At 44.4% G+C, this 25,741-nt stretch carries 21 protein-coding genes and 1 pseudogene; 8 read left to right on the forward strand and 14 right to left on the reverse strand.

Annotated features, from left to right (window positions below):
- Positions 1 to 77: 77 nt before the first annotated feature.
- Positions 78 to 1,409: pseudogene (locus tag R8O10_RS08785) on the forward strand (TonB-dependent siderophore receptor); the annotation flags it as partial.
- Between the two features lie 42 nt (positions 1,410 to 1,451).
- Here the strand turns inward: R8O10_RS08785 and R8O10_RS08790 are convergent.
- The 6 genes from R8O10_RS08790 to R8O10_RS08815 form a co-directional block, all read right to left on the reverse strand.
- Complete coding sequence (locus tag R8O10_RS08790) at positions 1,452 to 2,000, reverse strand: hypothetical protein (protein ID WP_017820633.1); 549 nt, start codon at positions 1,998 to 2,000, stop codon at positions 1,452 to 1,454.
- A gap of 250 nt (positions 2,001 to 2,250) precedes the next feature.
- Positions 2,251 to 4,026: an ABC transporter transmembrane domain-containing protein gene (locus tag R8O10_RS08795; RefSeq protein WP_085569862.1), complete on the reverse strand. Its 1,776-nt coding sequence runs from the start codon at positions 4,024 to 4,026 to the stop codon at positions 2,251 to 2,253.
- Between the two features lie 3 nt (positions 4,027 to 4,029).
- Positions 4,030 to 5,769, reverse strand: coding sequence for an ABC transporter transmembrane domain-containing protein (locus R8O10_RS08800; protein WP_065274505.1), 1,740 nt, complete (start codon positions 5,767 to 5,769; stop codon positions 4,030 to 4,032).
- Positions 5,770 to 6,040: 271 nt separating this feature from the next.
- Positions 6,041 to 6,532, reverse strand: a complete 492-nt coding sequence (locus R8O10_RS08805) for a type II secretion system protein (RefSeq protein WP_005377704.1) — start codon at positions 6,530 to 6,532, stop codon at positions 6,041 to 6,043.
- A 204-nt stretch (positions 6,533 to 6,736) separates the two neighbouring features.
- Positions 6,737 to 8,080 carry a sodium/glutamate symporter gene (locus R8O10_RS08810; RefSeq protein WP_318191308.1) on the reverse strand — a complete coding sequence of 448 codons (1,344 nt, stop codon included), beginning with the start codon at positions 8,078 to 8,080 and terminating at the stop codon, positions 6,737 to 6,739.
- Between the two features lie 427 nt (positions 8,081 to 8,507).
- The gene (locus R8O10_RS08815) at positions 8,508 to 9,386 is read right to left on the reverse strand and encodes a LysR family transcriptional regulator (protein WP_005389067.1); all 879 of its coding nucleotides are present in this window, start codon (positions 9,384 to 9,386) and stop codon (positions 8,508 to 8,510) included.
- Between the two features lie 103 nt (positions 9,387 to 9,489).
- On the opposite strand from R8O10_RS08815, the gene R8O10_RS08820 reads away from it, so the two are divergent.
- Positions 9,490 to 9,777, forward strand: coding sequence for a putative quinol monooxygenase (locus tag R8O10_RS08820; RefSeq protein ID WP_005389066.1), 288 nt, complete (start codon positions 9,490 to 9,492; stop codon positions 9,775 to 9,777).
- A gap of 11 nt (positions 9,778 to 9,788) precedes the next feature.
- Positions 9,789 to 10,766, forward strand: coding sequence for a Gfo/Idh/MocA family oxidoreductase (locus tag R8O10_RS08825; RefSeq protein ID WP_318191309.1), 978 nt, complete (start codon positions 9,789 to 9,791; stop codon positions 10,764 to 10,766).
- Between the two features lie 84 nt (positions 10,767 to 10,850).
- Here the strand turns inward: R8O10_RS08825 and R8O10_RS08830 are convergent, their stop codons facing one another.
- The gene (locus tag R8O10_RS08830; protein ID WP_005377694.1) at positions 10,851 to 11,537 is read right to left on the reverse strand and encodes a DNA-3-methyladenine glycosylase I; all 687 of its coding nucleotides are present in this window, start codon (positions 11,535 to 11,537) and stop codon (positions 10,851 to 10,853) included.
- A gap of 86 nt (positions 11,538 to 11,623) precedes the next feature.
- Between R8O10_RS08830 and R8O10_RS08835 the strand changes: the two genes are divergently transcribed.
- Complete coding sequence (locus R8O10_RS08835) at positions 11,624 to 11,818, forward strand: hypothetical protein (protein WP_005377692.1); 195 nt, start codon at positions 11,624 to 11,626, stop codon at positions 11,816 to 11,818.
- A gap of 85 nt (positions 11,819 to 11,903) precedes the next feature.
- On the opposite strand, the gene R8O10_RS08840 is transcribed toward R8O10_RS08835, so the two are convergent.
- From R8O10_RS08840 to R8O10_RS08850, 3 genes are all read right to left on the reverse strand, one after another.
- Positions 11,904 to 14,714 (reverse strand): Hsp70 family protein, encoded by a 2,811-nt coding sequence (locus R8O10_RS08840; protein WP_318191310.1) that lies wholly within the window; start codon positions 14,712 to 14,714, stop codon positions 11,904 to 11,906.
- Positions 14,715 to 14,775: 61 nt separating this feature from the next.
- Complete coding sequence (locus R8O10_RS08845) at positions 14,776 to 16,740, reverse strand: Hsp70 family protein (protein ID WP_318191311.1); 1,965 nt, start codon at positions 16,738 to 16,740, stop codon at positions 14,776 to 14,778.
- Complete coding sequence (locus tag R8O10_RS08850) at positions 16,740 to 17,372, reverse strand: DUF2760 domain-containing protein (protein WP_005389474.1); 633 nt, start codon at positions 17,370 to 17,372, stop codon at positions 16,740 to 16,742. The genes R8O10_RS08845 and R8O10_RS08850 overlap by 1 nt, the downstream gene beginning before the upstream one ends.
- Positions 17,373 to 17,663: 291 nt before the next feature.
- On the opposite strand from R8O10_RS08850, the gene R8O10_RS08855 reads away from it, so the two are divergent.
- Both R8O10_RS08855 and R8O10_RS08860 read left to right on the forward strand, forming a co-directional pair.
- Positions 17,664 to 19,205 (forward strand): sensor domain-containing diguanylate cyclase, encoded by a 1,542-nt coding sequence (locus tag R8O10_RS08855; protein WP_053307077.1) that lies wholly within the window; start codon positions 17,664 to 17,666, stop codon positions 19,203 to 19,205.
- Positions 19,206 to 19,287: 82 nt separating this feature from the next.
- The gene (locus R8O10_RS08860) at positions 19,288 to 19,818 is read left to right on the forward strand and encodes a 3'-5' exonuclease (protein ID WP_005377684.1); all 531 of its coding nucleotides are present in this window, start codon (positions 19,288 to 19,290) and stop codon (positions 19,816 to 19,818) included.
- Positions 19,819 to 20,059: 241 nt separating this feature from the next.
- Here the strand turns inward: R8O10_RS08860 and R8O10_RS08865 are convergent, their stop codons facing one another.
- The 3 genes from R8O10_RS08865 to R8O10_RS08875 all read right to left on the reverse strand — a co-directional run bounded on the left by R8O10_RS08865 (position 20,060) and on the right by R8O10_RS08875 (position 22,990).
- Positions 20,060 to 20,500, reverse strand: coding sequence for a TerB family tellurite resistance protein (locus R8O10_RS08865; protein ID WP_017820644.1), 441 nt, complete (start codon positions 20,498 to 20,500; stop codon positions 20,060 to 20,062).
- Between the two features lie 189 nt (positions 20,501 to 20,689).
- Entirely contained in the window at positions 20,690 to 22,630 is a 1,941-nt protein-coding gene (locus R8O10_RS08870) for an alkaline phosphatase D family protein (RefSeq protein ID WP_031778969.1), read from the reverse strand.
- Positions 22,631 to 22,639: 9 nt separating this feature from the next.
- Positions 22,640 to 22,990 carry a hypothetical protein gene (locus R8O10_RS08875; protein ID WP_005377676.1) on the reverse strand — a complete coding sequence of 117 codons (351 nt, stop codon included), beginning with the start codon at positions 22,988 to 22,990 and terminating at the stop codon, positions 22,640 to 22,642.
- 235 nt (positions 22,991 to 23,225) lie between these two features.
- On the opposite strand from R8O10_RS08875, the gene R8O10_RS08880 reads away from it, so the two are divergent.
- Positions 23,226 to 24,530 (forward strand): MipA/OmpV family protein, encoded by a 1,305-nt coding sequence (locus R8O10_RS08880; RefSeq protein WP_005377671.1) that lies wholly within the window; start codon positions 23,226 to 23,228, stop codon positions 24,528 to 24,530.
- Between the two features lie 62 nt (positions 24,531 to 24,592).
- On the forward strand, positions 24,593 to 24,982 hold the full coding sequence (locus R8O10_RS08885; RefSeq protein WP_250155769.1) for a hypothetical protein: 390 nt from the start codon (positions 24,593 to 24,595) through the stop codon (positions 24,980 to 24,982).
- 94 nt (positions 24,983 to 25,076) lie between these two features.
- Here R8O10_RS08885 and R8O10_RS08890 read toward each other — a convergent pair whose 3' ends face one another.
- Positions 25,077 to 25,661, reverse strand: a complete 585-nt coding sequence (locus R8O10_RS08890) for an FMN-dependent NADH-azoreductase (RefSeq protein WP_213915009.1) — start codon at positions 25,659 to 25,661, stop codon at positions 25,077 to 25,079.
- Between the last annotated feature and the right edge of the window lie 80 nt (positions 25,662 to 25,741).

The following is a 25,741-nucleotide window of genomic DNA, read 5'->3' on the forward strand; positions in this document are numbered from 1 at the left end:
GCTACGATGCTTGATGGGTGTAGCCGATCAGATCGTATCTTTTTGATTTAGTTCCATCGATTTAAGCAACAAAGCCGTCTTTAGGCTATGAGTTTTCTCATGCATTTAATGATACCACTTCATTTGCTCAAGCAGCTCGTTACAGCGAAATGGATGTTAAGCTAAGACAAATGTATTCGTACGTTTACTCGGCTGACGTGCCTGCGTTGGGGCCGGTTTTGGACCCATCAAATGAACGCAAAACCATACTTCGGGGTGCTTCAACAGAAGATGGGTCATCTGATGCTTTTAATATCGATAATCGTTTGATGCACCAAGTAAATTGGCGAAGTGTTGAGCATAACTTGATGTTGGGCATAGATTTTCAAATGATCAGTATCGATGGTAAAGATTTTGCCAATGACCCTATCGTTGCTAATGGTAATGCATTATTAAACACACCAATGGGAGCTTTGCCCGATCCTAGGTTTAATGTATTTAATCCTACTTATTCGGATAACATAATGTTACTCGATCCGAATACGCTACAACCATTGAGCGAAACCGATAAACAAAGAACGAAAATCGATAATCAGCAGCTCGGCGTCTACTTTCAAGATCATATGCTGATCAACGATAAATGGGCGATGTTATTGGGCGCACGTTACGACGATACAAGTAATGAAGTACATAATGTTACCACGGGTGCTCGCACGAAAGTCGATCATGGAGAGTGGACGTTTAGCGTGGGAACGGCTTATATTTCTAATTCTGGCTTCACGCCATACTTTAGTTACTCTCAGTACTTTGATCCAATTATTCAAGAAGACAGCAATGGTAAGCCAGCGAAGCCTGAAAGCGGTGATCAATTTGAAATCGGTATGAAATACCAACCGGATTCATTTGATGGCTATTTCAATATTGCAACGTATCGGGCAACAAAAGAAAACTTGGCTCGTATCTACTTGAGTGAATTAACGCAAATAGGAAAAATAGAAAATAACGGCGTTGAGTTTGAAGCTGTAGCTAATGTGACACCATCCTTAACATTGATCGGGAACATTGCGTACGTTGATGCAGAGATAAAAGAAGACATCAATAAGGCATGGGTTGGCAAAACACCTTCCCAAGTGGCGAATACCGTATCATCAGCTTGGGCACATTATCGTTTCTTTGATGGACCTCTTGATGGCTTTGCTGTTGGCTTAGGCGCGCGCTATACAGGTGAGTCATACGGAGACAATGAAGAGAGACTAAAAGTACCAAGTTATTTCTTAATGGATGCGACGGTCAGTTATCGAATCGGCGATTACAAGCTACAAGTCGCAGCTAAAAACATCGCGGATAAAAAGTACATAGCGACATGTGATGGTTTTTGTTGGTATGGCGACCGACAAAATGTTATTGCAAGTTTAACTTACGACTGGTGAGTTAACGTATAAATAAACACCCCTAACTTTAGGGGTGTTTATTTAGAAATCGGCTTTACGGACAAAGTGCGGGTTTTTGTACTTTTTCTGCGGACCAAACGATGATACGACAAGTTTGTTCCATAATGTTTTGTCAAACTCACCCTTTGGAATCGAAGGGTAGAGGGTTTCCTCTTCTTCTCTTGCAAAGTTCATATATTGTTTCTTTTTAATTTGATTGTACTTTTTGGCGATCTGGTTATGTTTTCTTACCCACTCCAGCTTGTAATTGTGGAGCACTTTTTCACCATCTTCGAGACTCATTCGAGATAGGAACAGTCGCTTGTATGAGACCTTTCTGTCCAGCATTGTGCGCATAACGGTTTGGATATATTTACCGTGATGCGTAATGGTAATGTCGTTTTCATCAACAGGAGTGACACACCAGCCTTTAGGTAAAAAGTCTGGCTTCTTAAATTGCTTATTACGCTCCATTAGCGCCTGATGTAAAACTAAATCAGAGGTGCCGCGGAACGTCTTTTGCCATTTACCGATACGAATTTGAATCGAACCAGGCAAGCGATAGATGTTAGTAAACTTATCTTTGTCCATGGACTTGTGTCATGAGATTAATGTGCATAATTAGAAAGCGGAATTCAGCCCAATGCCACAGGCAGTAGACTTAAGTACCGTACGATTTTACAACGACCTTGCGTGATATAGCGAGGGGTTATGTCAATAATAGGTAAGAAATAGAAAATTAGTTCACATTATGAAGAAATTGGAAGCTTACAAGGCTAAATTTTGAAGTTACACCAATTATGCCCATGCCGACTAAATAAAAGAAGGCACGGGCATAAAATCACACCGCTTCTTCGAGTTGCTTGGTGTCTTCTTCAATCTGTTGTAGGTGTCGGTTTGCTTGCTGTAACTGATACATTTGAGCATAACGACCATTTTGCGTTAAGAGTGCTTTGTGTGTGCCTTTCTCGACTAACTCCCCATGATGAAGAACAATGATTTGGTCTGCATCTAGGATAGTTGACAGCCGATGAGCAATAACAACGAGCGTCATGTCTTGTCTGAGTACCGCCAAGCTCTTTTGGATTAAAGCCTCTGTTCCTGAGTCAATATTTGCGGTTGCTTCATCTAATATCAATATCTTAGGTTTTACCACAAGCACACGTGCTAACGCCAAAAGCTGTTTCTGACCCGCAGATAAATTAGTTTCGCCTTGACCTAACTGCGTGTCTAGCCCGTTAGGGTAACGATGAATTTGTTCTGCCAAACCTACCTTGTCTAACGCATCCCATATTTGATTGTCATCAACCGCCCGACTGAGAGAGATGTTTTCTCTGACTGAAGCAGGGAGAATATGTGGATCTTGTTGGACCATTGCCACATCTTTGCGAAGTACGTCTTTCCCTAATGTTTTAAGTGGACGACCATCTATGAGCAGTTCGCCACATTGCGTTGGATAAAAGCCCATTAACAGTGACGCTAATGTGCTTTTACCGCTTCCTGTATGCCCGACAAGCGCGATAAAGTCTTGGTGGTTGGCCTTCAACGAAATGTCTTTTAGGACGTCCTGTTTACCATCGTAGCTAAATGTGAGATCTCTAAGTTCGATAGCACCTGACCTTAATGGTTGATGATTGTCCCCGTAAGTTTGTTCTTTCGCGTCAATTAATTCAAAAACACGTTCGCTTGATACTAACGCTTGCTGAAGTAGAGCAAGTTGCTGAGTCATCTCAATTAGTGGTTCAGTAACTCGCGCAAGATAACTGATAAATGCATACAGTACCCCCACACCAATCAACTCAATACCATTAAAACCAAAGATCGCAACCAAGCAAAGCAACGCAAGACCAGCGAGTAAGTCCATTAATGGTCTTAGCAGATAGCCGTTTAGCCGAATCACTCGTTTAGATGCCACCAGATGCTCTGCGGTTAGCTCGTTGAACTGTTTATTAAAACGCTCTTCTTGTTGCATTAATTGAATGACACTCATCCCTTGAATGGATTCACTCAGATTCGCATTTATATCGGTCAATAGGTCACGCATCTTTCGGTAGCTTTCTGTACTTAGCTGCTTAAACAAGTACATAAAGCCGATGACGATCGGCAGCAATACAAGCACAACGAGTGTGAGCTTCCAGCTCATGAAAAACATAACGCCAAGCATTACGACAATCATGACCACGTTTTTCACCACGGTCGCGATCAAAAGCTCATAAAATTGCTGTAAAGATTCCGTATCGTTGGTGATTCGCGACACCAATTTTCCAGCAGGAGTGTAATCAAACGCAGATAACGGCTGCTTAATCACGCCAGAAAATACTTGCTTACGAATCGCTTTGATCGTGTTAGCCGCGACAATGCTAAATTGCAATGACTGAAAATACTGGAATGTTGCCGATACGATCTGAAGAGCGATATAACCTACTGCTAGCGAAATCAGAACATTTTGTGAATAGTCACCTTTAGCGATGTGCTCATCAATGAAATATTGAATCAACCAAGGGCCGCCGGCGCTAGCTAACGCTGCAATAAACAGCAAGGCGAGTCCTTTAGTCATTGGCTTTGGTTGAGATAATGGGTAAGACATTAACCGTTTAAACGTGCTGGTCTGGTTCATTCATTATTCCTCCATCGCCTGTTCTAGTTTTTGGTACTCGAACATTTCGGCGTACCATCCCTGATGCGCTAATAAAGCGCTATGTTGCCCACGTTCAGTAATGTGGCCGTGATTCAAGACAATGATCTCGTCTGCTGCTTCCAATGCGGTGAGGCGGTGTGCAATAACGATTAGGGCTTGATCACGGTAGTGTGTTTCCAAATTCTTAAGGATTTGATGTTCGGTCCGTCCATCAACAGCGGAAAGTGCATCGTCCAAAACCAACACTTGGGCATTCAGCAGCATAGCGCGTGCTATCGCAATACGTTGTTTTTGCCCGCCGGAGAGTGTAATGCCTTTTTCACCAACTTCTGTTTGGTAGCCTTCAGGAAACTTCTCAATATCGTCATGTATACAGGCTAACTTTGCTGCTCTATAGACTTCTTCTTTCTCTGCATTAGGGTTGCCTAAGGCAATATTGTCGAAGATAGATTTGGAGAATAGAAACGGACTTTGGTTAACGACAGCAAAGCGGTTTCGCCACTGTGGAAGTAGGGCATCCTTGATCTCGACATCACCGAATTTAATTGAGCCGTTTTCTAAATCATGTTGACGCAAAAGTAGTGTTAACAGGGTCGATTTTCCGCTTCCTACAGGCCCTGCAACTCCCAACATTTTTCCGGGTTCAAGTTCGATGTTTACTTCCGTCAAAGCGGGCGGTAAATCACTAGACCAGTGGAAATCGTCGATATCAATTTTTAACGGAAGTGGTTTATTTTCTATTGGCTTATTACCACTGATAATTTCTGGCTTTTCATCAAAGATCTCTTGTAGTCGGTTCCATGCAGCTGAGCCTCTTTCTAAAATGTTAAATAGGAATGCGAATGCCAGCATCGGCCATATCATCAACCCTAAATACATCGTAAATGCGGTCAGATCACCAAGCGTGATCTCACCTTTATCAACAAGGTAAGCACCAGCAGCGACACTAAGAAGGAAAGAAAGACCGATGGTTAACTGAATTGCCGGGTCAAATCTAGCATCGACTCTTGCAACAGCGATGTTCTTTTCGCCAGTATCATCCACAACCTCTTCAAAACGTTGCTGCTCTTGGTTTTCTAATCCGAAAGCACGCAGCATTCGCACGCCATTAAGTGACTCTTGTGTCATGTCTGACATGGTAGAAAAGGCTTCCTGAGCGACACGAAAGCGTTGATGTAGGATGCGCACAATAAAGAAGATGATGATGGCAAGAAATGGCATTGGAAGAAGCGCCATTACGGTGAGCTTCCAGCTTACTTGCGTTACCATAATGATTAAAACCGCAATACCAGTGATCAAAGAGTCTGCGGCGGTTAAAACCCCTTCGCCGGCTGTCATAACGATATTACGCACATCATTAGTGCCACGAGCCATCAGATCCCCCGTCTTGTAACGTTCAAAAAAACGAGGTGGCTGTGTCGATAAATGCCTATATAGACGGTTACGTAGAATGGTCCCGAGCTCCCAGCTTGCGCCGAAAAGCCAAATTCGCCATAAGATGCGACACCCATAAATGGTAAAGATCAGTACAGTTAACCCTGACAGCCATAGAATCAGCGTATTTGTATCTAAAGTGTTGTCTACGACGCCGTCAACTATGATGCCAACTGCTTTGGGCGGAACAAGCTGTAGTGCTGATATCACAGCGAAAAGCAGAATGGATCCGACATAGTGCCTCCACTTTTGTTGGAAATACCAACGTAGCTGCCAGAATATTCTCATTACGCCTCCCGCTTTAAATTATTGAATTTGTTATAGAACTATTATTGAGCGAAATGATGAGTTTACAAGCACAAGTTATAGGCGGGTTTAAAAACGATAGATTGTTTCAATTATAGCCATGTGTCGGCGCAAATTACTGGTTTTATCTCTATGAGCTAACTGTGCGACGACATTATGTGAAATAGTTGTTAATGGTTGTTTTGGAGCCATTACCTTGCAATAACGATGAAGACACCAAAAGTAAAAGTGTTACTGCCACTCTATATGGGAATTAGCAATCGTCAGTTTGTATTTTGTATTTCACTTGGCCACCTGGAGTTTCTGGGTAGTAAACTTCGACATAGCACATATGTTCTGGACCAACAGGCTTGTTTGCAAAACCAATAAGGAAGTAGGGCTCGTCTGGGCTGTCTACCCCATACCAAGTGTTGATAGTGAGTTGCGGATCAAAGCCTGCTAGCTCTTTTGCTGGAATAACATTTTTGATAAATCCAAAGTAACCAATTAGGTCGTTATGGCCGTCATTATCTAGATCAATGTTATATTGTATGCCGCCATCTACTGTCTCTTGAGATTGAATCACTGCTTTGGTGTAGACAAAGTTGTTGGCGGTCATGAGTGCTTCTCTGGCTCCATATAGAACCGCCACTCTGGCATCTTTTTGTAAGCCAAGAAATTTAGGAAATGCAACGACGCTTACAATACCAAGAATGATGATGCACACAATGAGTTCAATAAGAGTAAATCCTTGAGAGCGACGCACAGCCTTTCTCCATGTTTTAGAAACGAATAGGCGGCTATTCTGATATAGAAACGTTCAGGTCAAGTATTAAAAAAGAATGATAATAAGAGATCGGGATTGCAAATCTCAAATATAAAACAAGTTGCTTATTTTCGAGATGAGGAGTGATTTTGATAAAAACCAAGGAATGAACTCGAGAGGATAAAATCCTCCCGAGTAAAGCGACTAAGATTCGTGTGTCAGAGCACTGCTGTTACGTTTAAAAATGAATCGCCAAATAAATAAGACAATTGCGATGTAACCTAATCCTACACCAAGCGCTTGCCAGTGCATGCCGTTATACATCGCGATTGGCATCAAAGAGATGATGAAGATGTCAGTGATTGAGCCAGGGACATAAGCGATGGCGTAATCATCAAGCACCTTGCTACGCATTTTTGGATCAACAATACGAAGCAACGCAATACCCATGGCAACCGTACCGGTTAACCAACCCCAAGAGAAAATGCCTTTCTCGAACCAATCTTCTCCCATGATACGTGGGGCAACCCAGAAGATTAGCCATAGTGTGAAGGCGATACCGCCGATTGCAAGCACTACTATCGGCATTAAATACTGGGCTAAGACGGTAATCTTGATGGCTGAGATACCAAAGATAATCAAATAATCGGTACTGATGCCCGCAGCATGTTTGAATGCACCGTCACAAAGATAGCGTGAAGCTTTCGTTTGTTTCGCGACGATTCGCACGAGCATGCCGCCAAGGAAGCCAGTTACGAACGTAGGGATTTGTACCTTATCGTGGAAAGAAGATAAGTAGTTAGCCGCTACATACGAGAAAGCTGTTACCACTACAACCAACGCCGCGTGAATCGCAAAAGAATCAACCGACAGGGAAGACATGGTGTCTTTCATTACCGGTTCTTGATCATCAGGCTTAACAAGGCCTTTGCGTTCGTGTTCGTCCATGCTCTCGAAGGTCGTAAAGCTACGAATCCAACCCATCTTCAATGCGAATTGCAGCATGAGCATGCCGACAGAAATCGAGATGAAAATACCCACGGTTGCGAACGTTAAGCCAAGTGTGAAGCCATCTTCCCAGCCAAGCCCCGTGAAGATTTCACCAACAACAGATGCAGAGCCATGTCCGCCCATAAAACCCGCAGACATTGTCACACCAAAGCCAGGATTAATCTCTGGCCAGAAGAAGGTTGTGAGAACTAGACCAAACATTGCCGCAAACAACCACTGAGAAACAGAAGCGATTTGGTTAAACGCCCACAATGAGCCAGCACGCTGTGCGACGGTTTTAGGTGATGGAACATCCGTTGCCAGACCTAACGCAGAAAAAAGTGCAGCAGTTAATAGGCTTGCGTTAGCGGTAAACGTATCGGTCCAAGGCAGTACGTCTAACAGGGCTGGTCCAAAAATTAGACCGAATAATCCCGCGAGAACCGCCGATGGAATGTACATACGTTGTAGTAGTGGCGTGTGAACGCGAATGACTTTTGCCAAAATCAATAGTAAGCCAGCAATGGCTAAGTCAGTCAGCATTAGACCTTTAGGCATTTTATCCTCCAGTAAATGCAGTCAAGGGGTAGCGTCCTTGTGACCAACCTTGATTGAAAAATCGCTCCCAACGAAAAAAGTCACATACGTGACCAAAAGTGTTGAGAAATCAATGTCGTTTTCATAAGCAAAGGAATGTGCTTATGCAGTTTGAAATGAGTGCAAATGTCGTGATTGCGCACGAACTTGAAGAGAAATTAGATTAAATTTCTCGATGTTATTTTGATAGTTCACTCAGGAAAGGCGGCAATCCTAGTCACTTTGTCAGAGCAATGCAATTGATGGGAACCAACAAATGATGTTCAATAAATGAGCGCTCTTTACTAACAGCATGAAAAATAAAGATAATTAGCAAGAAATAATATTTGTTGTATCGACAACAAAAGTTGATTGAGTGGTTAAATTGTCGCCGCTTTATGGTGTGGCGTTACGGATTCACATGCGAAAGAACAAAATCAACCAAGGTGCGGTTTTTAAGGGAAAGCTGTTTTGAACGGTAAAGCAGATGTATCGGTTTTGGCTTGGGGGCATGTTGCTGGAGAATTTCTACCAAGGCACCAGATTGGATTTCCTGCTCAACTAAGATCTTTGGTTGCAGAAGAACACCAGAGCCTTTTAACGCGGCAAACTTAAGTACATCGCCATTATTAGACGTTAATCGGGTGTTGCTGTTTCCAAAGGTATTAGATGGCATGTTCACCACTTGTTGGCTTTCTCCTTGGTGATACTGAAACCCCAAACAATGATGATGTTCAAGGTCATCAAGCGATTGGATAGGGGCATGTTGCTCAAGGTAAGAGGGTGAGGCGCAGTAAGTCATGTGGTATTCACCCAATTTTCTCGCGACTAACGACGAATCGACCAATTCACCGATTCGAATAATCACGTCAGCTTCGCTTCGATATGGGTCAATCAAATTGTTGTCCAACATCAGCTCAACGTTCAAATCGGGAAATTCAGCTAAGAAGTCAGCCACGATAGGAGCAATGACCTTTTTGCCATACGTGACAGGGCAGTTAACTTTTACTGTTCCGGTTGGACGGTTGATCAGCGTCTGGATTAGGTTCTCTGCGTTGGTGATGTCTTCAATAATGCGGTGGCACTCTTGATAGTAGAGCCTGCCAGCTTCGGTCAGGGACTGTTTGCGCGTGGTGCGATGAATCAGTTGTGTACCTAAGCTTTGCTCAAGAAAGCTCACGTGTTTGCCAACCATGGTCGGTGAAATATCAAAGTGGTGTGCAGCATTACGAAAGCTACCATGTTCGACCACGTAAGCGAAAACTTTCATGCTTGTTAATTTATCCATTGCACACCTAGAGTTGATAAAGAAATAACTAAAGCAGAGTTTATCAATCAAATGAGGTTAATTACAGTGGGCGTATGATTAAGAATGGAGAAAGAGATCCATCATGAGCGAGACGATTTTTGTTACCGCCGAACTGAAAATGAATGCCGATAAGCCAAGACAACAAGTGGTTGAAGCCATTGAACAATTTTGCCTTGATATGCAAAGCGAAGCGGGGTGCTTGCAAGCGAATGCGACCTACGATTCTAAAGATCCACAACGTGTGATTCTTTGGGAGCGATATGAAAACCGCGCCGCGATTGAAGCGCATTTTGCTATGCCGCATACACAAGCGTTTATTGCGGCTGAAATGGCGGAGTTAGTTCAAGCATTCGAAACCCAAGCTCAATAGGAGACGTGAACATGAAATGGGGCATTTTAGGCACAAGCTTTATCTCAGGTGTCATGGCTGAGGCAATCCAAGGCGATGACAAGAGTGAACTGTACGCGGTTGCTGGGCGTTCGGAACAGAACTTGAACGCATTTGCTGAGCAATATGGTATCGAGAACACGTTCAACGATTACGATGCGTTGATTGCCGATGAGCAAGTCGACATTATTTACATCGCATTGCCAAATCACCTTCATCATGACTTTATCGTTAAAGCGGCAGAGCAGGGGAAAGCGATCCTGTGTGAAAAGTCACTCTCGGTAGATATGGAAAAAACCGAGTTGGCACTAAAAGCAGTCGAGACGCACAAGGTATTCTTTGCTGAAGGCTTAATGTATTTACATCACCCGTTGATCAGCGAGTTGGTTTCGGTGCTTAAATCGGGAGAGATTGGTGAACTTCGCTCGATGCATACTTCTTACATTGCATCGATTGCGCAGTTTGTGAATCCAGATAGTAAAGGTGCTTTGTATAACTTAGGTTGCTACCCAATGTCATTGGTGCATTTGGTGGTGAAAACCATGTTGGGTGAACAAACCTTTGAGAACCGTTCAATGACAGCGATTGGTCGACAAGGTAACGATGGGAATATCTGTGAATCGAGTTTGATGATGCAATTCGGTGAGCAACAAACCGCGAGCGTACACACCGCTGAAGATCACGGATTGAAACACCAATTCACCATTCTGGGTAGCAAAGGCTGTATTACGTTAGATTCAAACCCATGGCTACCAACGCAAGAAAACCAGTTTAGTGTGGAAATTTACGAGACGTCGAAGCGTGAAGTGTTTGTTCCGGCGGCAGGGGATGCTTTCTTCTATCAAGTGCGCAATATTCGCCAGGCGGTTGAAGCAGGGCGTACATCGTTAGAGAACCCTTGTGCAACGTGGGAAGACTCTCACCGTATTATGCAGCTACTGACGGAGTGGGAATCACTGGCTTCAAAGTAAGTTTGTACTTGAACCAATGAACATTAAAACGGCACACTAAATATAATGATTAGTGCGCCGTTATTGTTTTGTGTGCAGTCTGGATTAAATACGGTTATCGCCGGTGCTGAACGCAATAATTTGGCTGATCTCAGACAGGCTTCTGCCACTTTCTTGCTGCCATTGAACAAACGCTTTGTTGGTGGCATCGAGCGATTTCTTCGTATCTTTGCCACCTTCAATGATCTTGCAATTACGCAGGTAAGCTTCAACGTCGCTAGACAAGATGAAGGTATCAACGCCCATTTGACGCAGTGTGTAAGGGCCTGTATTTCCGCCTAGGCGATTACCACGTTTCTTCAAATACGCCCATAGGTCGGTGATTTTCTCTTGCGGCCAATCGGCAACCATTTTGCCAAACGAACCGTATTCGATTTTTGCTTCGTGGATCATACGAGCGTTGGCAGGAATCGACATGACTTTAGTGAGGTGGCGAATGATGCGTTTGTCGGTTGCTTTGGTTTCCCATTGCTCATCTGACAGCATCAACAGCGGCTCAATCTTAAATCCGAAGAACACTTCTTCGAAGTTCGGCCACTTGTTGCGAACCACGCTCCACGAAATCCCACTTTGGAATACTTTCATCGAAAAAGCGGCCAGCCAACGGTCGTCGGGAATCGCTGCCAATTCTTCTTTGCTTAGTGGATGAGACAAAAGTGCTTCAAGTTGATCTTCACCACCTTTACGCTCAGCAGCGCGCTGATAAATCGCGTCAAATTTTTCGATACTCATAAAAGAAGTTAGTCCTAGTTTATGTCGATATTTGCGAAACATACTACGCTTAAGTGGCTGAATCGTAAATTGATGGAGTGTCACAAATGAAGAAGGTCACATTAACGTTTGTCGGGGAAGGTTCGGATCGTATTGCGGAAAAATTCTATGCGTGGATGACGGACGGTGGGTTGGAAGACAGCATGATTGAGAATTTATCTGACCGTGAAATCTCAGTTGTCGGCATCAGTGATATGGATAATGAAACGCGTGATGTGGTGATCAATACGGAAATGAACTAACGAGTTGTCTTTGGTCAGCAAGTCGAATCAGATAAAACAAAGCCCTTCACGAGAAGGGCTTTGTTGCGTTTATAAGCATGGGAGCTTAGTTGTTTACCAGCGTCAGACCGCTTGGGAGTGCATCACCGAAGATACGCTTCGATTCGCTCTCAGATAGCTCTTTGACTTCTTCAACCAGTGATACCCAAGATTCAGGCACCTTGCTTTGCTTCAACTTAGCCAGTACCTGCTCACGGTAGTCGTCTGAGATATCGAATAGGCGGTCGCCCGTCTTACGACAAATCATTACGGCTGCGAAAGCGATCATTGGCTCTTTCTGCCAGTTCTGTTCCAACAGCTTAGGTAACCATTGTTCCGCTTGTTCACGAGGAATGACATTGTGCTGGCTGCCATACAAAGGCGTACGTGATGCCAAGCGACCCATTGCCCACCAGTGCGCTTGCTCGAACTGGTTATGGTTGATGGCTTTGCTCAAGAACCACGTAGCCAATAGAACTTTGTCTTCGACTTCTAGATGCTCTAGAGAGGCAGACAAGCGAACCATCGACTCGTAACCCATGTCTTGCGCTGCTTTGGCGGATTGTGGGTTTTTCATCGCGCCAGGGTGTAGGTATTTCGCGATGTCCGCCAAAATAGTTTCTTGCTGCTCTTGGCTTAAACCACCGGCGATGCGACGCCAGAATACCCACCAGTCAGTCCAACCTTGATGGTTCTTAAACTGAATGTTTTGCTGGTAGAGACCCCAAACTTGCTCAATGCGCCATGAGTCGGTTGGATCGCCAAAGCCCGGACGCAGTGCAAAACCTGCCAAACGAAGCCAGTTTTTCTCGTGTTGTTCAGAACGACGGCGACGCTTACGACCTTGTGCAAAGGTATCGAACAGTTGACGTAGGGTAGTGAAATCCCATTCATCACGTTTGCCCAGTTTCTTCTCAAGATCTTTGGCTAAGGTTTTGATCTCTTTACTTTCCGCGCTTTTCTTATTACCGCTGTAAAGGCGAGCGACCAGCTCCTTACATTCGTTCAGTTTAGGGTGAAGCTTAACTTGCTCGCTGTCATCGGTTTGCTTGTTACGAACTTCGAATTCTAGCTCCCAACGTTTGCTATCGTCTTCTGCGCTGACACATTCCATCTTAAGTGTGCCGACTTCAGTCAACTGACATGCCAGTTGTACTTCTACACGCTCTTTCTGGTTGGCTTGCAGTTCGGCACCTTCACCTTCAAGGGTGGTGATATAAGGCGGCAAAGGAGCAAACAAGTCCGGATCAACGTCAACCATCACACCGTTTTGAATGGCGGTGTTATTGGTTAAGGTGTCGTGGGTAGAAGTCAGCAGGTTAAAGCGAACGGGCTCACCTAGGGTAAGCGAGAAACGACGACCACTTAAGCGGATTTCGTGACCTTCTTCTGTACCTTTTGCAAGCAAACAAAGCGCTTTGCCCATCTTGTTTTTCTCTTGAAGGTGCAAGAAGTAAGAACGCGCTGCGCCACCACCAATTTTAAGTTGTGCGCCACGACGCGCTTTACCAAATGCAACAGCACCCAGTGCAACCGACCAATCTGGATGTGGGTTGTCTAATACCGTAACTGGTGCGCCGCGCCAATCGGAAAGTAGGGTAGTGACACGCTCAGTCACAAGCTCACTGTTGAACACACCACCATTGAGTAGCAAACCGACTGGAATGGCATTTTGTTTGTCGTCTTCAATGCCAAGTGCGGCACGAGAGACTTGCTGATGCGTCGTTAAGAACTCGGCAACGTGTTTGCTCACTGCTGGGTCGGCAACGTATGGAAGACCAAACTCGACAACCGCGCTGCGGCGTTTATCTGGTACTTCACTGAAATCAGAAAGCGGGAAGAAGCCATCTAAAGCGATTTGGTGCACTTCTTGTTTGCTCAGCCCAATACTCTTTGTTCCGCCAAGAAGTTTCGAGCCGCTGCCCAGCATGGTGATTTTCACTTCTTCAGGTGCACTCGCTGAAAGTAGGTTTTCTTTCGCCTTGCGAGTTTGCTGAATCAGCTTAGTTAGGCTTGCTGCAGTGAGCTTCTTACTTTGGTTGAAGCGGCTCTCTGCAAGGTGTGCTAATGCTAAGTCGAGGTTATCACCACCCAGCATCAAGTGTTCGCCAACACCAATACGATCAAGGGCTAGTTCATCTTGAGAAGAGAAACTGGCTTCAATCAAGCTCAAGTCGGTAGTACCACCGCCCACATCACACACCAGAATCAGCGGTAACTCTTTGAGTTCATCAGCTGCGGTTTGCTGGTGGCGTGCGTACCAATCGTAACATACGGCTTGTGGCTCTTCGAGCAGGACGATTTTCTTCAAACCAGCTAGCTGTGCAGCTTCAAGCGTGAGTTTACGAGCGGTTTCATCGAACGACGCTGGAACGGTCACAACCACATCTTGGTCTTCTAGCTTATTGCTAGGGTGACGGTAGTTCCATGCTTGACGAATGTGGTTGAGGTAGCTTGCGCTGGCAATGACGGGGGATACTTTGTCCACGTCTTGCGCGCCAGCCCAAGGAAGAATGTCTGAACTACGATCCACTGCTTGGTGTGATAGCCAGCTTTTAGCACTGGATACCTGACGTCCTTCCACCTTAGCGCCTAATTCACGAGCCCATTCACCCACGATTACATTACTAATATCGCCAGATACAGGTTCGTTTTCCCAAGGGAGTGTTAGGTCAGAAGGGGAGATTTGACCAACCGCAGGGTGATAGCGGAAAGAGGGCAGCAATGGTTTACGAACCACTTCACCCGGACCAATCAATTGGTCGATGTCGAATAGGGATACTTCGGATTGTTCAAGGTTGTCGGTGATTTCACAATACGCCACCACAGTGTTTGTGGTGCCAAGGTCAATACCAACAAGAAAACGAGGAGATGCCATACAAAACCAAACCTTCGTGTATTTAAAAACGGCACCCGATTGGATGCCGTTTGACTTCTAATTATTGTTCTTCGTTTGAGTCACTTTTCGCGTCTTCGCGCACATCGAACTCAACATGCCATTTTTGCCCGTTATCTGCGGCGATGGCTTCTAAGTAAAGCGTGCCAAGCTCTGTGACGCGAGAAGCAAGAGTTACTGGAACCACTTCACCTTCACGACGACCTTCAGATACAGGCAACGTTACTTGGATTTCTGGAAGCTCTTCAAGCTCTTCTGGTGCCCAGTAGTCTAGGTGAGTACCTGCTAGGTCATCACGACGAACGGTTGAGCCGAAGAATTGGAAGTTAACTGGCTGACCGATGATCAAACCAAACTCTTGGCTTGGTACGTCAACGCTGGAACCTTCTTCCATACCAAATGGTGCAACGCAAAGTGCTTCCATTGGAGGCGCCATGCCAGGAATCGCTGGCATTGCACTTTCGATACCCACGTAGTACGCCGAAGCAATACCACCGCGGATACGAACGCCTTGACCACGACGTACAGAGCCGTAGTAAGCCGCACCGCTAGCAACCGCAAGGTCTAGATCCACACCTGTTAGGCGTTTCGCCATTTCAGCATCTGCTTCAAGGAGCCATTCGTTGATCGTGTCTTCTAGACGAGTTGCTAGAAGTTTCGATTTCAGAACACCACCGTTGAATAGGGTTGCTGTTGGCTTGATGAAGTCAGCCGATTGCGTCGCATCCGCACCTGGCATACCAGGCATGTTAGCGAATGGGTTGAAATCTTGGGCTGCTGCTTCTGCGTCATTTCCTGAAGCAGAAAGGGCGTTAGCTTGTTTAGACAAGAACGCAGCAATGTGACGAGTAATGCCTGCATCTTGTGCGTAAGGCAGACCCATTTGCGTTAGTGCACCACGGTTACGTTGAACAGGGTGGTCCGTAATCGCAACTTGAGGGAAGAAGCCGTCAACCAGTGTTTGTTGTACTTCTTCTTGAGTCAGTTCTGTTTTCAGCGTTGCGCCAAGCAGTTTAGAACCACGGCTTGGTACTACGATTGGCACTGACTGAAGTTCGCTGTCGTTCAATAACGCTTCTTTCGCGTCACGACATGCGTGTGTCATTGCCTGAACTTGCCATGGCTGTAGCTCTTTGCCTTCTTGCGCTAGCTTCATCTTCAAGCGGTACGCAAGTGCAAGATCCATGTTGTCACCGCCAAGTAGGATGTGTTCACCTACCGCGATACGGTTCAGAGTTAGGTTGCCGCCGTCTTCAGTTACTTCAACCAAAGAAAGGTCGGTTGTACCACCACCGATATCGACCACAAGCACGATGTCGCCAACTTCAACTTCGTCGCGCCATTTGTCGTTGCTGTTATCAATCCAGTTGTAAAGCGCAGCTTGTGGCTCTTCTAGAAGCGTTAGGTGCACAAAGCCAACGTTACGTGCTGCTTCTGCAGTTAGATCGCGAGCAGCAGGATCAAAAGAAGCAGGAACCGTAATAGTCACGTCTTGATCGGCAAGGTTGTGATTTGGGTTCGCGTGATTCCAAGCGTCTTTTAGATGCTCTAGGTAAAGCTCTGTCGCACGAAGAGGGGAGACTTTTTCCACTTCTTCTGGGCTACCTGCTGGCAGGAAAGCATCACGACGGTTTACACCAGCGTGGCAAAGCCAAGATTTCGCACTTGCAACAAGACGAATTGGCGTTTTCGAACCTAGGTTACGTGCAATTGCACCAACTAGAGCTTTTGGCTCGCTCGACCACGGAAGAACGCGTGATTGCGGGTTCATTTCGTGCTCGTGCGGCTGGTAAAGGAAAGAGCCTAATTGGCTACGAGTTTCTACCGTACCCGGCGCAGTCAACTGCGGGATAGGCATCACTTCAACGCGAGCGTCTTCGTTGTGTGTATCAACAAAAGACATGACACAGTGTGTTGTACCTAAGTCGATACCAACACTGAATTTAGGCGTCTGTTGAGCTTCAACAGACGCTTCTTGAGAATGGTTTTCTTGGTTCATGTGTTCCATTACAGCTCAACCTCAGCTGGAGCGATCACAGATGCATCGTAGTTCTCAGCCAGTTTAGGCAACGTCATTGATGTTGCTTTCCACCCTTTGTGAACTAGCGTGCCGTTGAATGGCGCGCTGCCTGTTACGTTGCCAGTTAGGCGGATTTCTTGTGGGTTGAAGCCTTCTTCAACCGTAATGCGAGTTTCTTCGTCTTCGTTACGAACGTGCGCTAGCGTCACGTAGTCGTTCAGTACTTTCTGACCGCCAGTGTGGATTACGCGAGCAGCTGCGCCTACTTCTTCATCAGAGAATGACGTTAGGTCTTCTTTTAGGAAGTCAATCAAACGAGCTTCTTGTTGCATGATAGAAAGCAGCTGCATTGCAGAGTCCGTTGACGCGGTTGCAAGTTTTGATTCAACTTCCACCACTTTTTCGACGACTTTCTCTACTTCCACTACTTTTTCTACTTCAACGATCTTCTCAACTGGTTTCTCAACCTCGACGATTTTCTCGACTGGTTTTTCTACCACTTTCTCGACCACTTTTGATTTGCGCGACACTGCAACTAGAAGAAGCAAAACGCTCGATGCGGTTAGGCCAGCGTGAAGCATATCGAACGTTTGAGGAATTAGGTTCAAATCAATGTTCATGACGTTTTTTCTCTTTCTATTGATTTATTGGTGCTCAGTATTGGCTCATATTTGTTCACTAAAACGATCGTCTTTGCGATCTTGCACCAAGTTTAGACATTAAAATGATGACGGATGGTAGCATATTCAAGGCTTAAGGCTGTAATAATTCGTGACTATACCGTACGAACAGCGTGAAAAATCGACGATCAGACTCCCCAATATAGGTTGTTGCTTGATGTTTGTGCATTGCTAACGCAGTATTTCAATAGATCCCGAAGTTTAACTTACGGAAGTATCAAAAATTACGATATGACACAAAGCACCGCTCATAAGAGCTTTATAAAACGACATTCAGACTCTATTTTAGCTTTTTTGGCGACTTTATGTGTCACTGCTGGTGTAGTAGGTGCTGCTTATACAATGCAGCAACGGTATACACAGACGACGTTTGATACTTTAGCCGACCGACAAGCAGAATCACTTAAAGCAAACGTCGAGAATGATCTAAAGTTCATTGGTGCGGGCGCAAACTTTTTCCATTCGATTGAGCGAAGCTATTGGCCATCGTTTCCCATGTATGCGGAACAAGTGATTAATAGCTCACGAAGTCTCATTGGACTTCAATGGATGCAAAAGGTCGAATTCGAAGATCTTGATGAACATATTTTAAAGACCCGTCAAAAATTTCCAAATTTCCAACCGTTTACCGTTCCTAAAGATGGTCCCAAAACCTACGGGTACATTTTTGAACACAATGAGCCAATTTTTATCGCGTCGGATATCTACCCAAGAACACCGGAAAACCTTTCTCTATTGGGTTTCTATTTTTCGCGCAAACGCTTCGATTTAATCTTGGATGATATTTCCGAAAATGGGCGAGCGAATGTCTCGGATAAAGTTCGCTTACTGCAAGATGGTTATGACAAGTCCATACCTAAGACTGGGTTGCTGGTGTTCCATCCAGTGTTCGACTTCGAGAACAAATATTTATTAGGAGTAGTGACCGGTGTTATCCGAAGTACGGTTTACTTTGAGGATTTGATTACGAAAACCGCGACGGAGCTCGATATGTCGGTGCGCGTAGAAGACTTGGGATTCGACGCAGCAGATGACCCTGTTCTCTTTCAAAGTTCTAGCTGGGATAACATTCGAGGAACCGTTATAAGCCGAACCATTCAACTGCCTAACCGTGAATGGCGTATTGACTTTAAACTTTCTGACGCAGTCTCAGCTTGGGAGCGTTCTATTTTAGCGGGCACGACGCTAGCCGGATTGGTAATCGCCTTTTTGATCAGTTGGATTGTGAATTTACAGTCTCGAGAAAAAGAGCGCTTAGCGGTCATGTTGGAGCTTAAAACCGTTGAATTAAAAAGAATGGCAGAGCGAGACCCTCTAACTCAACTACTGAATCGCCGAGCATTCAACGATCACTTGCTTAATCAGATAAACAAAGGTGTTAACTTCGCCTTGGTTGGTTTTGATATCGACCACTTCAAAGTGATTAATGACAAACACGGCCATTTAGGTGGAGATGAAGCGTTGCAACATGTCACTAAGCTGGTCAGTGCTAATTTAAAACCGGGAGATAAGTTTTACCGCGCTGGTGGTGACGAGTTTTGTATTATTTCTAAAGTCATTGATAGAGCGGTGCTAGAAGCTTACCTAGAAAAGTTACGGAGTGTTGTGGCAAGTACGGCTTTTGATTATGGTGATGCGTCAATCATCTGTACGTTGAGTATCGGTGCGGTTATCCATAAAGAAGAAGATCCTGAGAGCTTGTATCACAAAATGGACAGTCAACTCTATTTGAGTAAAAAAAACGGCCGTAATAATGTGTCGATCGGCGATTAAATGGGCGCACAAATTCGAGTTTTACGCCGTGTTACGATAGAATCGCACGCTTTAAATTTTATGTTAGGAACCAAGGCAAACTATGAACCATAACCGTATTGTATGCTTCGATTTAGAAATGTGTTGCTGGAACGAAAATGGCGTCGGCAGCACGGGTGAAATTATCGAAGTGGGGTTAGCTGAAATAGATTTGTCTAAAGGTGAGATAGTCAAGCGTGCTCAATACTACGTGAAACCAGAACACGATGAAGTGTCTCTGTTTTGCGCTGAGTTAACGGGCATCACACCACGTAAGATTGAAAAACAAGGACGCCCACTAGAAGAAGTGCTTAAATCCATGGTTAAGAACTTCGGTGGTCGCAACAAAATCTTTGCATCTTGGGGGCGAGATGACCTCATTCTTCTAGAAGAGTGTAAGCAAAAAGGTATTGAAGCACCGTTCACAGAGTTCATCAACTTAGCGACACTCTACCGTATTCAAAATCGTCTTAAAGATAAACGTATAGGCCATCGAGCCGCTCAAGAAGCAAAAGGAATAGACTGGGAAGGGCGTCAACACTCTGGCTATGTAGATGCATACAACTTAGCTAAGCTTGCTTTGACCATGTTTTAGTTATTCGAACCTAGCTAGCTTGTAATTAAATAATCATCCAACCATTGTTGTTTTGTCATGCAGTCTGTTTAGTGTGGAAAGAGCTAAACACATACCTTGACCAGTATTTTAATAACAATGTCGTTGGCTTATTGAAAAACGCGCAGAGTGCGCGTTTTTTTATGGCTACAGAAGCGATATCTGTTGTCATTCTAGGGGTAGCTTAGAGTTAGCCAGCGACTTATATACTCATCTCGTCACTTTACTGAGACTGTAACTTCGCTCGAATGAACTCGCTGTGATCAACATAGAGTAGCTCTGCTGTTTTACGGATCACCGCGTCTTCTAGCGGGTCAATTTCGCCGTCTGCGTAAGCGACTTCCCACATGCTTTTGATTAAGTTGTAACGAGTTTCTTGAGTCAGTTCTCTTAGTTGAGAGGTAAAGTCGTACAGCGAAGCGGAATCTTTTATTTTCTGTTGCGCTTGCTCTAACAAAGTATTTGATTCTTCTTCATTTAACGAAAGCAGTTTCATCAATAAAGAGCGCTTTGTTTCTTGTTCTCTATCATCGACACTATGGTCTGCGCCAGAAACTTCACAAAGCAAACACGCGATAGCCATGTTAGGGGAAAGTGTGTTGGTTTGGCTTAAATCAGAGCCATCAATGAGTTGTTTAAATAATGATGTGAGAGAATTAAACATAATGAACACCGAGCTATTGTTTATTTGGTTAACATGGTAATAAATACGGAAGATCTCAAGGTGCGATACCAAATTTAGCACGCCGTTGACATTTAAGAACGGCCACTTTCTCCCCAAAAAAACTAAACTCCTGAGTTAGTTCAAGGTGACTTGCCTCTTACAAAGGGCAAGTCATTTTGGGATTGATACTCAGCTTTCAGCACGTGTCGGTGGAAAATGAACTTCGTCACCATCACTCGTCAGAATACTAATTTGACTTGGTTTGCCTTCATCATCAAGGCGTAGCTCACCAATGGCACTATGGTTAACCAAGCGATAAAAGTTGTGCGTACTTGGTGCGCGTTTGTAAATCTTGAGTCGTTTACGTTTTGTGAACCAGTTTAAAGGTGAGCGAGGGCTGTATAGCAGTCTATCTAGGCCATCACAAATATTGAGCAGTTGTGTAGGGAACTGATTTTTAATTCCACTACAGGTGATTTGATAGATATTCGGACTGTTTTTTCGATAGCGGAGCTTAATATCGTATGCAAAAGAGTAGTGCACATCACCAGACAGAATGACAAAGTTAGTCGGGGTTTTGGTGTGAGTGAAAATACTGATCAAGGTATTCGCACTGCCTGGATGCGCCATCCAGTTTTCAGCATCAACCATCAATGGTTTACCAAGCATGGTCACCACACGTTGTAGTGCTTCGATAAATTTCACACCAAACATTGGCGCGGCAGAAACAATAACAACCTTGTCTTGATGCACGAGCTCCTGATGGAACTCAATCATCGCTTCCCAGTCCATTAAGCCAGAAGGTTTGTTCATTTTAGACTCAGAACGCCAGCGTCTGGTTCGTGTATCTAGCACGACAACTTTTGGTGTCGTAGGAATGGTGTAGTGCCAATTCTCAAAGCGATACAAATATTGAATAAATGCATCTTGGGTTTGCGAGCCTCGCTCATCGATAAAGCGTTGAGCGAGGCTCATAAATTCATCATTGAATTTTTCTGGCGCATTTCCCCAACCTTGGCAAAGCCAGTAAGCAATCAAGCTATTACCGATAATGCGTTTTGCAAACGTGTTGCTGTATGCGGCTTGTTCCCAGCCTATGGTGAGATTCCAATCGTCGGTGACATCGTGATCATCAAAAATCATATAGGTTGGAATGTGAGCGAGTAAGCGTTGAACCTTGTCCAGACCTGCGACGAATTTATCAATTTGTTTTTTTTCTTCGCGCCATTGCTGCTGCCATTTGGGTTCAAGAACTTCTCCGCCGACAGTAAATTCGTTTTCTAATAAACGATCCGTTCGAACAAGCTTCCACAAGGTCGGAGACCAAACCAATAAGTACATTGCAAAGCACTCAGCAAAGCTTATTAGGTGATTCTCACACTCTTTGGCGCTGAATATTGGTGTCCCTCGGTGTGGAAAAAACTTACTTAGTAAACTGTCATCACTCACATAATGAGGCAACAATTTATCTCGACCATAATAGCAAGCAGGGTGTTGGTAGAGCTCATTGGTATTTTTTATCGGAGCTTGATCGAATTCTTCGCCTGGCAAACCCAATAAAGCTATGACTTGCTCAATGGCATCGAGAGTGGGGCCTGCAACATGGTCTGCATAGATTTGATCACCACTCATGATGAGCATATCCGGTCTTTCTTCAATGGATTGAGACGCGATTTTATGATCCGCAGCGACCAATGTATCATCACTGAAGTGATGGGGATTACGGCAAGAGCCATGTAGGAGATAATCCGCTTTTTCACTAACGAGGAACTCAATACCCAAGTTTGGCGTATTATCTCGCTCATAAGTCAGGTGAGGGAGCAGTTCCGTCACTAATCCATATTGCGTTTTTATTTGATAGCGTAACGCTTGATGGGTTGGAAACTCGCCTTCTAATTTAAGTAAGCAACACCACGCATTGAGGCCGATTTGAAGCTGTTCTTTTTGTTCACTTAAAGGGGCTTGATAAAGGATGGAGGCATTTTCATCCGTAATTTGCACCATACCCTCCAAGCGTTGGGTGGTGACTAGCCAAATATTGATTTCAGTTGCGGTCACTTTACGTAGGATCGGACCTGCAACGACAAGAGGAAGTGAAGAAATTTCAGTCGTGTTCATCAATGCTGGCAAAACGGCTCCTTATGTGTCAGCTTCTTCTTCTAATATTTCGATAACTTGCGAGCTACTAAGTTCATGTCCCATAAGGAACAAACCAAGCATCGCATCGGCTTTTGACGCGTTATCACTGTCTTCATCCAAAATTTGCTGAAGCCGAGTTCTAATTAGGTCGATTTCGTGTTCGACGAAGCCACGCCCTTCTTCGTCACCTTGACCATCTTCTGGTGCATTATCAAAGTGCAAAAACAACATGTCACCATCGAGTTGAGTCCCTATCAACCTCTCTGGCAGCCATGCTTCTCCCATCACAATGTCTGGGTCTGTATCTGCGGGTAAATGATTCAAGGTAGAGATGAGTTCTGATGCTTTCACTTTTTACTTCATTATGTTTGATTTAGAACTAAGCTAGAGTTTAAGCGCTTGTTGTGATGGTAAAATATTCGCAAACAAGCTCACCTAGTCGTGCAATATTAATATGATCTTGGGACTCAAACTGTCACGAGGATGACAACATTTGCCATTGTAACGGCTATCATCAGCAGAACATAAGCTTTTAATGGCAAATCATTGATGTTTGCCTGCTTCTCAACCAACATTTTTCGAACTCATGAAGAGATTAATTCTAACAACACTCGCTTTACCTTTAGCTGCGGCAGTTTCTTCTGCGCATGGTTCAGAAGAACAAACGTGGGGGATTGCTGCGATGTATCGCACAGCATCGATTCCGTTTTATACCGCCGATAATGACTCTACGGTGAGTACATTTGTACCAATGATGTTCTTTGAAAACCAACATGTGTATATCAATGGCATTGAAGGTGGCGCTTTTTTGTATAACGAGAGTGATTCCGACTGGCGCGCGAGCGCACTCATGCGATTGAGATTTGTCGATATTCCCATGTCGCTACAAAATGCTAATGAAGGGGACAGAGTCGATTTCGGTGGGCAAGTGCGTTATAGCATTAACGACAATTGGCGCGCAGAAGTAGAGTTGATGACGGACGACGAACTCCAGTTTCACTCTAATTACCGCCTTGCTGCCAATTATGTATTTGGTGATTGGGAATTAGAGCCATCGATTACGATTCGATACAAAGACGCTGATTTCAATAGTGAATACTATTCCTTTAAGGATATTACTGGCGAGAGAATTGGAGCTGGACTTGACACCAATCTTGGTATTAAAGCTCGTTACCATGTAACTTCAAATTTGTATTTATTGGGTGAGACGAGTGTTACTCGCTTAGATGATAACGCCTACAACAGTCAGCTTGTAGAAGATCGATATCAGGGAGAAGTGTTTGTCGGTTTTGGCTTTTTCAACGATAAAAGCAAAGCTCCGAAACCAACACTGAGCAATAAAGCATACCTACGTATTGCGCATGGTTGGGCGACGCCTTCGAACATCGGTGAAATATTTAGCTTTGAGAGAGAAAAAGACCCATACGACAATCAACTTACTTCATTGTTTTATGGGCATCCATTAACGGATGAGCTGTTTGGTTTTCCTCTTGATATTTATTTAACTCCAGGGTTGGTTCATCACTGGTCGTCCAGTGTTCAGTCTGCGAGCACAGAATACGTCATGGCGATTAAGGCTTATTATACGGTTAATTGGCCTACGACTTGGCGATTTGGTGTAGCGGAAGGTGTGTCATACATTGATAGCATTACCTATATTGAAGGCACAGAAATGGAAGACAAGGGTTATACACCAAGCAAGTTGCTCAACTACCTAGATTTCTCGTTTGATGTCAATGTAGGCGATCTCTTCAACCAAAAGAGCTGGAACAATATGTGGGTGGGCTATTCATTGCATCACCGCTCGGCGATTTTTGAAAGCGCTTCCCAGTTTGGGCGAATTAAAGGTGGGAGCAACTACAATACTATTTATTTCCAGTTCGAGTTTTAGCGCATCGCGAGATGCATATAGGTCGGATTTGCAACTGACTTATTTATCGCCCATTATGAGTAATGATGAATAATACTATGCTGCTTTCAACGAGAAATTTCGTATATCGTGCCAGAGTTAAGGCTGTTTGTGATGCATCTGATGAATCGGATGGCATGAGCACCATGAGTATCGACTCCTCATTCAATATTCAAATTGAAGCGATAAATTGTACTAACTATGAATTTGCTAAACGCTTTTTTGCCATTCACGGAGAAGGGCATTTGGAGGGAGATGAATGGTTGGTGTTGTACGTCAACTCTCTTGACGTTAAGGCGGGAGACAATATAGAAATCCGTAGCGATGTCGCGTTTAATGCGATGATCGAGAATATGATAAGCGAAGCTGAGCGGTCTTTAGAAAAAGTCTACCTTGATGCAATACGCAACTTGGAGAAAGTGAATCGTCTTTGACGATGTAAGAGACCCTATAAATACGTTCAAGGCATCAGGATCCAAAAAGGGATTGGCGCGAACCAATCCCTTTTGTATTCTGGTTTATTCTAACTTACGCCATTGTTGCAAGTTGGCTTTGCGCTTCTGAAATGCCTTTTGCAGCCGCATCTTCACCCATGTTTAGCGCTTCTGCGTAAACAAATTCTACATCAGTGATTCCTACAAAACCCAGTACAGTGCGTAGGTATGGCGTAACGTTGTCAGTTGGTGAATCTTTATGAATACCACCACGAGTCGTTACTACAATCGCCTTTTTACCTTTAATCAAACCTTGAACGCCGTTTTCTGTGTATTTGAATGTCACGCCTGCACGAGCAATCAAATCAATCCAGTTTTTAAGCTGAGTCGGGATGGTGAAGTTGTACATTGGAGCGGCAATAACCAAAGTGTCTGCGGCCTTTACTTCTTCAATAAGGGTGTCAGACAAGTCGACTACCGCTTGCTGTTCTTGTGAAAGATCTTCCGTAGCGCGCAGTGCAGTCGCAACGGCGAAGTCCAAAACAGGTAGCGGGTTTGCAGCCAAATCACGAACAGTAAGCTTGTCTTGGTCTACATTTTTGATGAAGTCTTCAACCAATTTGTTTGATTGAGAGTAATCGCCAAGGATGCTTGATTTTAGAGCTAGTACACGAGACATAATGGTTATTCCTTAAATAAGTGCTTTCGACTATGGGAGCCATTATAAGCAACGTAAGTGAGTTCAAAAGCCTAGCGATT

The sequence above is a fragment of the Vibrio sp. 1727 genome (assembly GCF_033344415.1).
GTDB lineage: Bacteria > Pseudomonadota > Gammaproteobacteria > Enterobacterales > Vibrionaceae > Vibrio > Vibrio alginolyticus.